Source organism: Lelliottia sp. RD5, assembly GCF_056032945.1.
Window position 1 is genome coordinate 152337 of the sequence record NZ_JBVYHQ010000005.1, and the last position, 12572, is coordinate 164908.

Consider the following 12572-nt stretch of genomic DNA (forward strand, 5'->3'; position numbering starts at 1 on the left):
GGAGAAGTCATGCCGATTCAGGTTCTGCCGCCGCAGCTTGCGAACCAAATCGCCGCCGGTGAGGTGGTGGAGCGTCCTGCATCGGTTGTGAAGGAACTCGTCGAAAACAGTCTTGATGCGGGCGCGACCCGCATCGATATCGACATCGAACGCGGCGGCGCAAAGCTTATCCGCATTCGTGACAACGGCTGCGGCATCAAAAAAGACGAACTGGCGCTGGCGCTGGCACGTCATGCCACCAGTAAAATTGCCTCACTTGACGATCTGGAAGCCATTATTAGCCTCGGTTTTCGCGGCGAGGCGCTGGCCAGTATCAGCTCCGTATCCCGCCTGACGCTCACTTCCCGCACGGCTGAACAGCAGGAAGCCTGGCAGGCTTACGCCGAAGGGCGTGACATGGACGTGACGGTCAAACCCGCTGCCCACCCGGTGGGCACGACGCTGGAGGTGTTGGATCTGTTTTACAACACCCCCGCGCGCCGCAAATTCATGCGCACCGAAAAAACCGAATTCAACCACATCGACGAGATTATTCGCCGCATCGCGCTGGCCCGTTTTGACGTTACGATTAACCTCAGCCATAACGGTAAGGTGATGCGCCAGTATCGCGCGGTAGCGGAGGGCGGGCAGAAAGAGCGCCGTCTGGGCGCGATCTGCGGTACGGCTTTTCTTGAACAGGCGCTGGCGATTGAGTGGCAGCATGGCGATTTAGCGATGCGCGGCTGGGTTGCCGATCCTAAAACGGTGAACGCGACGCTGGCTGAGATTCAGTATTGTTATGTGAATGGCCGCATGATGCGCGATCGCCTGATAAATCACGCCATTCGCCAGGCCTGTGAAGACAAACTGGGTGCCGATCAGCAGCCCGCATTTGTGCTTTATCTTGAAATCGATCCGCATCAGGTTGATGTCAACGTGCATCCGGCCAAGCATGAAGTGCGTTTTCATCAGTCGCGACTGGTTCACGATTTTATTTATCAGGGCGTGCTGAGCGTTTTGCAGCAGCAGGCTGAACCGTCGCTACCGCTGACTGAAGAGGTTGTCAGCCCACGGCCGATCCCGGAAAACCGTATTGCAGCGGGACGCAACCAGTTTGCTGAGCCTGCGGTTGCGCGACAGCCTGAAGCGCCGCGCTATTCATCGGGCGCAAGTGCGCCGCGTCCCACCGGGGCGAATTATCCCCATGCACCGGTTTATCAGAAACAGCAGGGTGCGCTTTACAGCAAATTGCTGGATACTCCCGCAGTTGAACGTAAAGAGAATGTTGCGCAGTCGGCTCCGGCACTCGATGGGCACAGCCAGAGTTTTGGCCGCGTGCTGACCATTATTGCGCCGGACATGGCTTTACTTGAACGCGATAGCCACCTTGCGTTGCTGGCGTTACCCGTCGCGGAGCGCTGGCTGAAACAAGTGCAGCTGACGCCGGGAGCAAACGCAGCGTGCGCACAGCCGCTGTTGATTCCCGTCCGGCTTAAAGTGTCGGCAGAAGAAGTGGCGGTTTTACAGCGTGCGAAAGCGGTGTTGGTGGAAATGGGCATTGAATTTGTTGTAGAAGCACATCATGTGACCATTCGCGCGGTGCCTTTACCCTTACGCCAACAAAATTTACAAAACTTGATTCCTGAACTGATAGGCTACCTGGCGCAGCAAACAACCTTTGATGCTGCCAATACCGCGCAGTGGATCGCCCGCCATTTAGCGAGTGACCATCCTCTGTGGAGTATGGCTCAGGCCATTACCGTATTGGCGGAAGTTGAACGTCTTTGTCCACAACTGGTCAAAGCTCCGCCGGGTGGTTTATTACAACGTGTTGATTTGCATTCGGCGATGAAAGCCCTGAAAGATGAGTGATGTGAGTAAGGCGAGCCTGCCTAAGGCGATTTTTTTGATGGGGCCTACGGCCTCCGGTAAAACGGCGTTAGCCATTGAGCTACGTAAAGTTTTGCCAGTAGAGTTGATTAGCGTCGATTCCGCCCTTATTTATCAAGGGATGGATGTCGGCACGGCGAAGCCAAATGCAGAAGAACTGCATGCGGCACCGCACCGGTTGCTGGATATTCTCGACCCGGCGCAGGCGTATTCCGCAGCGGATTTCCGTCGCGATGCGCTCGCTGAGATGGCCGAGATAACCGCGGCGGGACGGATACCGTTGTTGGTTGGCGGTACCATGCTTTACTTTAAGGCGCTGTTGGAGGGGTTATCACCTTTGCCATCAGCGGATCCTGAGGTAAGAGCCAAGATTGAGCAGCAGGCGGCAGAGCAGGGATGGGGCGCGTTGCATAAGCAACTGGAAGAGGTTGATCCGGTTGCCGCAGCACGGATTCATCCAAATGATCCGCAAAGGCTTTCCCGAGCACTGGAAGTTTTTTTCATTTCGGGTAAAACTTTAACGGAACTGACGCAAACGTCAGGCGAGGCTCTGCCGTATCAGGTGCATCAGTTCGCCATCGCCCCGGCGAGCCGTGAACTGCTCCATCAGCGAATTGAGCAGCGTTTTCATCAGATGTTAGCTTCAGGTTTTGAAGCAGAAGTGCGGGCGTTATTTGCTCGCGGAGATTTGCATACGGACATGCCTTCCATTCGTTGTGTCGGATATCGCCAGATGTGGTCATACATTGAAGGTGAGATCTCATACGATGAAATGGTTTACCGAGGTGTTTGCGCCACCAGACAGTTGGCGAAGCGGCAGATTACCTGGTTGCGTGGTTGGGAGGGGATTCACTGGTTAGACAGCGAAAAACCTGAACAGTCATACAACGAAGTTTTACAGGTAGTGGGTGCTATCGCAGACTGAGTGTGTACAATTAAGTCGTACCGTGCGCAATTTTTCAGAATCGCAAGGTTCTAAGTACAAAACAAACATATAAGGAAAAGAGAGAATGGCTAAGGGGCAATCTTTACAAGATCCGTTCTTGAACGCACTGCGTCGTGAACGTGTTCCAGTTTCTATTTATTTGGTGAATGGTATTAAGCTGCAAGGTCAGATTGAATCTTTCGATCAGTTCGTGATCCTGTTGAAAAACACGGTCAGCCAGATGGTTTATAAGCACGCTATCTCTACTGTTGTTCCGTCCCGTCCAGTTTCTCATCACAGCAACAACGCTGGCGGCGGCACCGGTAGTAACTTCCATCATGGCAGCAACGCGCAGGGTTCTTCTGCTCCTGCGCAAGACAGCGACGAAACCGAATAAGGTTGCGGGCTGTTTTTCCACACGGGGAGCCAGGTCTTCTGCGTTCCCCGCTGATTTATATTGAGGATAATACGCTTGTTTGACCGTTATGATGCCGGTGAGCATGCGGTGCTGGTACACATCTATTTTACGCAAGACAAAGATAAAGAAGATCTCGAGGAGTTTGAAGCTCTGGTCTCTTCCGCTGGCGTCGAAGCAATGCAGGTGATTACCGGTAGTCGTAAAGCACCGCACCCGAAGTTTTTTGTAGGCGAAGGTAAAGCAATCGAAATTGCGGAAGCCGTAAAAGCAACCGGCGCGTCAGTCGTGCTGTTTGATCATGCGTTGTCTCCGGCTCAAGAGCGTAACCTGGAAAGTCTGTGCGAATGTCGTGTTATCGACCGTACCGGCCTGATATTAGATATTTTTGCTCAGCGTGCACGTACCCACGAGGGGAAATTGCAGGTTGAGCTGGCGCAATTGCGTCATCTGGCAACGCGCCTTGTGCGGGGCTGGACCCACCTTGAAAGACAAAAAGGCGGTATTGGTTTGCGCGGCCCGGGTGAAACCCAGCTCGAAACTGACCGTCGATTACTGCGTGGCCGTATTACCCAGATCCTCTCGCGACTGGCAAGAGTCGAGAAACAGCGTGAGCAAGGACGTCGTTCGCGAACCAAAGCTGACATCCCAACGGTGTCGCTGGTGGGGTATACCAATGCCGGTAAATCCACCCTGTTTAACCAGATTACGAATGCTGAAGTCTACGCCGCAGACCAGCTGTTTGCGACGCTCGATCCTACGCTTCGCCGTATCGATGTAGCGGACGTTGGCGAAACCGTGCTGGCGGATACCGTAGGGTTTATTCGTCATTTACCCCACGATTTGGTGGCTGCGTTTAAAGCGACCTTGCAGGAGACGCGTCAGGCGACCCTGCTGCTGCATATTATCGACGCCGCCGATTTCCGCGTGCAGGAAAATATTGATGCGGTGAATACCGTACTCGAAGAGATCGAAGCGGATGAGATCCCAACGCTGTTGGTGATGAATAAAATCGATATGCTCGAAGACTTTGAGCCGCGTATCGACAGAGATGATGAGAACAAACCGATTCGGGTCTGGCTGTCTGCGCAGACCGGGATTGGCGTGCCACTGCTTTTCCAGGCTTTAACAGAACGTCTTTCCGGTGAGGTTGCTCAGCACACGCTGCGTCTGCCACCACAGGAAGGCAAGCTGCGCAGCCGGTTTTATCAACTTCAGGCGATAGAAAAAGAGTGGATGGAGGATGACGGCAGCGTGGGGATGCAGGTGCGTATGCCAATCGTTGACTGGCGTCGCCTCTGTAAACAAGAACCTACGTTGATCGACTACGTAGTCTGATCAGATTAGGGTAGTCCTGAAGATATTCGCCCTTGCATAACAAATATGGAGCATATACATGGCGTGGAATCAGCCCGGTAATAACGGACAAGACCGCGACCCGTGGGGAAGCAGCAATAATCAAGGCGGCAACTCTGGGGGAAATGGCAACAAAGGTGGTCGCGAGCAGGGGCCTCCTGATCTGGACGATATCTTCCGCAAGCTAAGCAAAAAGCTTGGCGGTTTTGGTGGAAAAGGGTCCGGTTCGGGTTCCGGCGGAAATGCCCCGCAGGGGCCGCGCCCGCATATTGGTGGCCGCGTAGTGAGCATTGTTGCCGCTGCCGTGGTGATCATTTGGGCCGCCAGCGGTTTCTACACCATTAAAGAAGCGGAGCGCGGTGTCGTCACTCGCTTCGGCAAGTTTAGCCATCTGGTTGAACCGGGTCTGAACTGGAAGCCAACGTTTGTCGATAACGTGACTGCGGTCAACGTAGAATCGGTTCGTGAACTGGCGGCGTCCGGCGTGATGCTGACCTCTGACGAGAACGTGGTTCGCGTCGAGATGAACGTCCAGTACCGCGTAACCGATCCACAGCATTATCTGTTTAGTGTGACCAGCGCGGACGATAGCCTGCGTCAGGCGACGGACAGTGCGCTTCGTGGTGTGATCGGTAAATACACCATGGACCGTATTTTGACTGAAGGTCGTACCGTTATTCGTAGCGATACCCAGCGCGAGCTGGAAGAGACCATTCGTCCATACAACATGGGTATCACCCTGCTGGACGTCAACTTCCAGGCTGCTCGTCCGCCGGAAGAGGTGAAAGCTGCGTTTGATGATGCGATTTCCGCACGTGAAAATGAGCAGCAGTATATCCGTGAAGCAGAAGCCTACACCAACGAAGTTCAGCCACGTGCTAACGGTCAGGCGCAGCGTATCCTCGAAGAGGCGCGTGCGTATAAGACTCAGACCGTGCTAGAAGCGCAGGGTGAAGTTGCCCGCTTTGCTAAGCTCCTGCCTGAATATAAAGCCGCTCCGGAAATTACCCGTGAACGTCTGTATATCGAGACCATGGAGAAAGTGCTGAGCCATACCCGTAAAGTGCTGGTGAATGACAGCAAAGGTGGCAACCTGATGGTTCTGCCGCTGGACCAGATGCTGAAAGGCGGTAATGCGTCCGGCGCAAAACAGGATAATAGCGGAGCCAACAATCTGCTGCGCCTGCCTCCTGCGTCCGGGAGCAACTCCAACGCCAAAAACACGTCGTCTTCAACCGATGGTGACATCATGGACCAACGTCGCGCTAATGCGCAGCGTAACGACAGCCAGCGTCAGGGGGAATAACGATGCGTAAGTCAGTTATTGCGATTATTATCATCGTGCTGGTAGTGCTTTATGCCTCAATCTTTGTAGTGAAAGAGGGCGAACGCGGTATCACCATGCGCTTCGGCAAAGTTCTGCGTGACGATGAAAACAAACCGCTGGTTTTCGAGCCGGGTCTGCACTTCAAGCTCCCGATGATCGAATCAGTGAAAATGCTCGACGCCCGTATCCAGACCATGGATAACCAGGCCGATCGTTTCGTGACCAAAGAGAAAAAAGACCTGATCGTCGATTCTTATATCAAATGGCGTATCAGCGATTTTAGCCGCTACTATCTGGCAACGGGCGGCGGTGACGTCTCTCAGGCAGAAGTGCTGCTGAAACGTAAGTTCTCTGACCGTCTGCGTTCTGAAATTGGTCGTCTGGATGTAAAAGACATCGTAACCGATTCCCGTGGTCGTCTGACGATTGAAGTCCGTGATGCGCTGAACTCCGGTTCTGCGGGTACAGAAGACGAAGTCGCAACGCCAGCAGCAGATGATGCAATTGCGAAAGCGGCTGAACGTGTTCAGACCGAGACCAACGGCAAAGCGCCGGTAATCAACCCGAACAGTATGGCGGCGTTGGGTATCGAAGTTGTCGACGTGCGGATCAAGCAGATCAACCTGCCTACCGAAGTGTCCGAAGCGATCTACAACCGTATGCGCGCTGAGCGTGAAGCGGTCGCACGTCGCCACCGTTCACAAGGTCAGGAAGAAGCTGAAAAGCTGCGCGCAACAGCCGATTATGAAGTGACGAAAACGCTGGCAGAATCTGAACGTCAGGGCCGCATCTTGCGCGGTGAAGGCGATGCAGAAGCTGCGAAACTGTTTGCTGATGCATTCAGTCAGGATCCGGATTTCTATGCCTTTATCCGTAGCCTGCGTGCGTATGAAAACAGCTTCCAGAGCAATCAGGATGTGATGGTGCTCAGCCCGGATAGCGATTTCTTCCGTTATATGAAGACGCCAGGCAACGCCACGCGATAAACTCAAATCCGTTTGAGTGATCAAACCACCGCTCTCTTCCGAGGCGGTGGTTTTCTTTTATAAGGATCCGCAATGAATTCAACCATCCTGTTGGCACTGGCGTTAGTTTTAGTGCTGGAAGGCCTTGGACCGATGCTTTATCCGCGTGCCTGGCGACGCATGATCGCCACCATGAGCCAACTGCCGGATACTATTTTGCGTCGTTTTGGAGGAGGTCTTGTGGTTGCCGGTATCGTTATCTACTACATGTTGAGGAAAACGATTGGCTGATCAAAAAGTGGTCGGATTTGCCTTATATTGCGGGCAAAAAGTGCTGTATATCTGAAAAAGCGGTGGTAGAATCCATTTTTAAGCAATCGGTGATTTTTAAAATGGGTAACAACGTTGTCGTACTGGGCACCCAATGGGGTGACGAAGGTAAAGGGAAGATCGTTGATCTTCTGACTGAACGTGCTAAATATGTTGTACGCTATCAGGGTGGCCACAACGCGGGCCATACTCTCGTAATCAACGGTGAAAAAACCGTCCTCCATCTCATTCCATCAGGTATTCTTCGCGACAATGTGACCAGCATCATCGGTAACGGTGTTGTGCTGTCTCCTGCTGCGCTGATGAAAGAGATGAAAGGCCTGGAAGACCGTGGTATCCCGGTTCGTGAGCGTCTGCTGCTCTCCGAAGCTTGCCCGCTGATCCTCGACTATCACGTGGCGCTGGACGTAGCGCGTGAAAAAGCGCGCGGCGCAAAAGCTATCGGCACCACGGGCCGTGGTATCGGCCCTGCTTATGAAGATAAAGTTGCCCGCCGTGGTCTGCGCGTTGGCGATCTGTTCGACAAAGCCACCTTCGCTGACAAACTGAAAGAAGTGATGGAATATCACAACTTCCAGCTGGTGAATTTCTATAAAGCTGACGCTGTTGACTACCAGAAAGTGCTGGATGATGTCATGGCGGTAGCGGATATCCTGACCGGTATGGTTGTGGATGTGTCCGATCTGCTGGACCAGGCGCGTAAACGTGGCGATTTCGTCATGTTCGAAGGTGCACAAGGTACGCTGTTGGATATCGACCACGGTACCTATCCGTACGTGACCTCCTCTAACACCACCGCGGGTGGCGTGGCGACCGGCTCTGGCTTGGGTCCGCGTTACGTGAATTACGTTCTGGGTATCATCAAAGCTTACTCCACTCGCGTGGGCGCAGGTCCATTCCCGACTGAGCTGTTTGATGACATCGGCGAGTTCCTGTGCAAGCAGGGTAACGAGTTTGGCGCCACCACCGGTCGTCGTCGTCGTACCGGCTGGCTGGATATCGTTGCGATTCGTCGCGCAGTGCAGATCAACTCCCTGTCTGGCTTCTGCCTGACCAAGCTGGACGTGCTGGACGGCCTGAAAGAAGTGAAACTGTGTATCGGTTACCGTATGCCAGATGGCCGCGAAGTGACAACCACGCCGCTGGCTGCTGACGACTGGGAAGGCATCGAGCCAATCTACGAAACCATGCCTGGCTGGTCAGAAACCACCTTTGGCGTGAAAGAGCGTAGCGGCCTGCCGCAGGCGGCGCTGGACTACATCAAGCGTATTGAAGAACTGACTGAAGTGCCGATTGATATTATTTCTACCGGCCCTGACCGTAGTGAAACGATGATTCTGCGCGACCCGTTCGACGCATAATTTTCGTGAATCCTGGCCTGCGGAGCGATCCGTAGGCCGGATAAACGCCGTTCCATCTGGTTTTTGTCCTCTCTTTCCGCTTTTACCCCTTTCCGTTTAAATAAATTCGCCGTTAACTATCTGGCTGGTTTATCATCATTATTGAATATCTCTGCGGTTACACCGCGTTTTTCCCTTTTCCTGAGGTTGATGTGCAGTTAACGAGTTTCACCGATTACGGCTTACGTGCGCTGATTTACATGGCGTCGTTGCCACAAGGGCAGATGACCAGTATCTCTCAAGTTACAGAGGTCTACGGCGTGTCCCGTAATCATATGGTCAAAATAATCAATCAACTTAGCCGTGCGGGATACGTGACTGCCGTCCGCGGGAAAAACGGGGGAATTCGTCTCGGTAAGCCCGCACAGAGTATTCGTGTAGGGGACGTGGTGCGCGAACTGGAGCCGCTGTCTCTGGTGAATTGCAGCAGCGACTTTTGCCATATCACCCCCGCATGCCGCCTGAAACAGGCACTTTCTAAGGCTGTGCAAAGTTTCCTTATGGAACTGGATAACTACACGCTGGCCGATTTGGTTGAAGAGAATCAACCGCTGTATAAATTATTGCTGGTGGAATGAAGAAAACTTTCGCCGGAGCTGACAACGGAGGAACCGCTATGTCACATGATCCTTTCCAGGACCGCGAAGCAGAAAAGTACGCGAATCCTATCCCAAGCCGCGAGTTCATCATCGAACACTTAACAAAACGCGAAAAACCCGCCAATCGTGAAGAACTTGCCGTTGAATTAAATATTGAAGGTGAAGAGCAAATTGAAGCCCTTCGCCGCCGTCTGCGCGCTATGGAGCGTGACGGTCAGTTGGTCTTTACCCGCCGCCAGTGCTATGCGCTGCCAGAACGTCTCGACCTGCTGAAAGGCGTCGTTATCGGTCACCGCGATGGTTACGGCTTCCTGCGCGTCGAAGGGCGTAAAGACGATCTGTACCTTTCCTCTGAACAGATGAAAATGTGCATCCACGGCGACCAGATTTTGGCTCAGCCGCTGGGGGCCGATCGTAAAGGCCGTCGCGAAGCGCGTGTGGTGCGTGTGCTGGTGCCAAAAAACAGCCAGATTGTCGGTCGTTACTTTACCGATGCCGGCGTGGGCTTTGTGGTGCCGGACGACAGCCGTATGAGCTTCGACATCCTCATCCCACCGGAAGAGGTGATGGGCGCACGAATGGGCTTTGTGGTGGTGGTTGAACTCACCCAGCGCCCAACGCGCCGCACCAAAGCGATCGGTAAAATCGTAGAAGTGCTGGGCGATAACATGGGTACCAGCATGGCCGTTGACATGGCGCTGCGTACGCATGAAATCCCTTACGTCTGGCCGCATGCGGTGGAAGAGCAGGTCAAAGACCTGAAAGAACAGGTGCCAGAAGAGGCCAAAGTCGGCCGCGTGGACTTGCGTGATTTGCCGCTGGTGACCATCGATGGCGAAGACGCGCGTGATTTCGATGACGCCGTGTTCTGCGAGAAGAAACGCGGCGGCGGCTGGCGTTTGTGGGTGGCGATTGCTGACGTCAGCTATTATGTTCGCCCTAACACGCCGCTCGATGCCGAAGCGCGCAGTCGCGGTACGTCGGTGTACTTCCCGTCGCAGGTCGTGCCGATGCTGCCAGAAGTGCTCTCCAATGGCCTGTGTTCTCTGAACCCGCAGGTTGACAGGCTGTGTATGGTCTGCGAAATGACCATCTCCACCAAAGGGCGCTTAACCGGCTACAAATTCTATGAAGCGGTGATGAGCTCTCATGCCCGTCTGACCTATACCAAGGTCTGGCATATGCTGCAGGGCGATCAGGAACTGCGCGAGCAGTATGCGCCGCTGGTCAAACACATTGAAGAGCTGCACAACCTCTACAAAACCCTGGAGCAAGCGCGCGAAGAGCGCGGCGGGATCTCCTTTGAGAGTGAAGAAGCCAAATTCATCTTTAACGCTGAGCGCCGTATCGAACGTATCGAGCAGACCCAGCGTAACGATGCGCACAAGCTTATCGAAGAGTGCATGATTTTAGCTAACATCTCGGCGGCGCGTTTCGTTGAGAAAGCCAAAGAGCCTGCGTTGTTCCGTATCCACGATAAGCCGACGACCGAAGCCATCACCTCTTTCCGTTCAGTGCTGGCGGAGCTGGGTCTTGAGCTGCCGGGTGGTAGCAAGCCAGAGCCGCGCGATTATGCCGAACTCTTGACCGCGATCGCCGATCGTCCTGACGCAGAAATGCTGCAAACCATGCTGCTGCGTTCGATGAAACAGGCGATTTACGATCCGGAAAACCGCGGTCACTTTGGCCTGGCGCTGCAGTCTTACGCGCACTTTACTTCACCGATCCGTCGTTATCCGGATCTGTCGCTGCACCGCGCCCTTAAATACTTGGTGGCGCAAGAGCAGGGGCATAAGGGCAACACCACCGAAACCGGCGGCTACCATTATTCCATGGAAGAGGTGCTGCAATTGGGTCAGCACTGTTCCATGGCGGAACGTCGCGCCGATGAAGCAACGCGTGATGTTGCTGACTGGCTGAAGTGTGACTTTATGCTGGATCAGGTGGGTAACGTCTTTAAAGGCGTGATTGCCAGCGTGACCGGTTTTGGTTTCTTCGTCCGTCTCGATGAGCTGTTCATTGATGGTCTGGTGCATGTCTCCTCGCTGGACAACGATTACTATCGTTACGACCAGGTAGGACAGCGCCTGACCGGTGAGTCCGGCGGTCAAACGTATCGTCTGGGCGATCGCGTCGAAGTGCGCGTTGAAGCCGTGAACATGGACGAACGTAAGATTGATTTCAGCCTGATTTCAAGCGAACGCGCGCCGCGTAATGTGGGTAAAACCGCGCGTGAAAGTGCGAAAAAAGGGTCTGGCGGTAAGAGCAACGGCAAACGTCGTCAGTCTGGCAAAAAGGTGAACTTCGAGCCAGACAGCGCTTTCCGGGGTGACAAAGGCAAAGCGGCACCTAAACAGCCAAAATCTCCGCAAGCTCCAAAAGCGAAAGCGGAGAAAGGCGCGAAAAAACCGTCAGCTAAAACGCAAAAAATAGCTGCTGCCACCAAAGCAAAACGCGCAGCGAAGAAAAAAATCGCTGAGTAATTTTTACCCTCACTTCCATGGAAGCATTTCCCCCCTCTTCCTGTGGGAGAGGGCCGGGGTGAGGGGAATCCGTTAACAGAGTGAAAGACGAGTCCATTAATGAGTGAAATGATTTACGGCATCCACGCGGTGCAGGCCCTGCTGGAGCGCGCTCCAGAGCGTTTTCAGGAAGTGTTTATTCTGAAAGGCCGTGAGGACAAACGTCTGCTCCCGCTGATCCATGCGCTTGAAGCTCAGGGCGTAGTGATTCAGCTGGCCAGCCGTCAGTTCCTCGACGAGAAAAGTGAAGGCGCGGTACACCAGGGGATCATTGCCCGTGCGAAACCGGGTCGTCAGTACCAGGAAAACGATCTGCCGGATTTGATTGCCCAGTTGGATAACCCGTTCTTCCTGATCCTCGACGGCGTGACCGATCCGCACAACCTCGGCGCGTGTCTGCGTAGTGCTGATGCAGCAGGTGTGCATGCGGTGATCGTTCCACGAGATCGTGCGGCACAGCTGAATGCGACGGCGAAGAAAGTGGCCTGTGGCGCAGCGGAAAACGTTCCGTTGATCCGCGTGACCAATCTGGCGCGTACCATGCGTCAGCTGCAGGAAGAGAATATCTGGATCGTTGGTACGGCGGGTGAAGCCGATCATACCGTTTATCAGAGTAAAATGACCGGCCGTCTGGCGCTGGTGATGGGTGCAGAAGGCGAAGGTATGCGTCGTCTGACTCGCGAGCATTGCGATGAGCTGATTAGCATCCCGATGGCGGGGAGCGTGTCGTCTCTGAACGTCTCCGTTGCGACAGGTATTTGCCTGTTTGAAGCGGTTCGTCAGCGCACGAAATAAACAGTAAGGCCGTCCTGTGGACGGCCTTACTGTTTTCTCTCTTTCCCAGTGGGAAAGCGCAGGAGTGAG

Annotated in this window: 11 protein-coding genes; all 11 read left to right on the forward strand. The window is 54.0% G+C overall.

What is annotated here, in order from left to right; translation table 11 throughout:
- Positions 1 to 9 precede the first annotated feature (9 nt).
- The 11 genes from mutL (at position 10) to rlmB (ending at position 12503) form a co-directional block, all read left to right on the forward strand.
- Positions 10 to 1851 carry a DNA mismatch repair endonuclease MutL gene (gene mutL / locus AC0LWE_RS16415; RefSeq protein WP_219347138.1) on the forward strand — a complete coding sequence of 614 codons (1842 nt, stop codon included), beginning with the start codon at positions 10 to 12 and terminating at the stop codon, positions 1849 to 1851.
- Positions 1844 to 2794 (forward strand): tRNA (adenosine(37)-N6)-dimethylallyltransferase MiaA, encoded by a 951-nt coding sequence (gene miaA / locus AC0LWE_RS16420; RefSeq protein WP_059179928.1) that lies wholly within the window; start codon positions 1844 to 1846, stop codon positions 2792 to 2794. Before mutL ends, miaA begins: the two co-directional genes overlap by 8 nt.
- Before the next feature lie 85 nt (positions 2795 to 2879).
- Positions 2880 to 3191 carry an RNA chaperone Hfq gene (gene hfq, locus AC0LWE_RS16425; protein ID WP_011915616.1) on the forward strand — a complete coding sequence of 104 codons (312 nt, stop codon included), beginning with the start codon at positions 2880 to 2882 and terminating at the stop codon, positions 3189 to 3191.
- A gap of 75 nt (positions 3192 to 3266) precedes the next feature.
- Entirely contained in the window at positions 3267 to 4547 is a 1281-nt protein-coding gene (gene hflX / locus AC0LWE_RS16430) for a ribosome rescue GTPase HflX (RefSeq protein ID WP_059179929.1), read from the forward strand.
- A 58-nt stretch (positions 4548 to 4605) separates the two neighbouring features.
- Entirely contained in the window at positions 4606 to 5871 is a 1266-nt protein-coding gene (hflK, locus tag AC0LWE_RS16435; protein WP_059179930.1) for an FtsH protease activity modulator HflK, read from the forward strand.
- A gap of 2 nt (positions 5872 to 5873) precedes the next feature.
- Complete coding sequence (gene hflC, locus AC0LWE_RS16440; protein WP_059179931.1) at positions 5874 to 6878, forward strand: protease modulator HflC; 1005 nt, start codon at positions 5874 to 5876, stop codon at positions 6876 to 6878.
- Positions 6879 to 6950: 72 nt separating this feature from the next.
- Positions 6951 to 7148 (forward strand): DUF2065 domain-containing protein, encoded by a 198-nt coding sequence (locus AC0LWE_RS16445; protein WP_059179932.1) that lies wholly within the window; start codon positions 6951 to 6953, stop codon positions 7146 to 7148.
- A gap of 101 nt (positions 7149 to 7249) precedes the next feature.
- Positions 7250 to 8548, forward strand: coding sequence for an adenylosuccinate synthase (locus AC0LWE_RS16450; protein WP_219347137.1), 1299 nt, complete (start codon positions 7250 to 7252; stop codon positions 8546 to 8548).
- 191 nt (positions 8549 to 8739) lie between these two features.
- Complete coding sequence (gene nsrR, locus AC0LWE_RS16455) at positions 8740 to 9165, forward strand: nitric oxide-sensing transcriptional repressor NsrR (protein WP_011915622.1); 426 nt, start codon at positions 8740 to 8742, stop codon at positions 9163 to 9165.
- Between the two features lie 38 nt (positions 9166 to 9203).
- Positions 9204 to 11669 carry a ribonuclease R gene (gene rnr, locus AC0LWE_RS16460; protein WP_202714495.1) on the forward strand — a complete coding sequence of 822 codons (2466 nt, stop codon included), beginning with the start codon at positions 9204 to 9206 and terminating at the stop codon, positions 11667 to 11669.
- Between the two features lie 99 nt (positions 11670 to 11768).
- A complete protein-coding gene (gene rlmB / locus AC0LWE_RS16465) occupies positions 11769 to 12503 on the forward strand; it encodes a 23S rRNA (guanosine(2251)-2'-O)-methyltransferase RlmB (RefSeq protein ID WP_011915624.1) in 735 nt (244 codons plus the stop codon).
- Positions 12504 to 12572 lie beyond the last annotated feature (69 nt).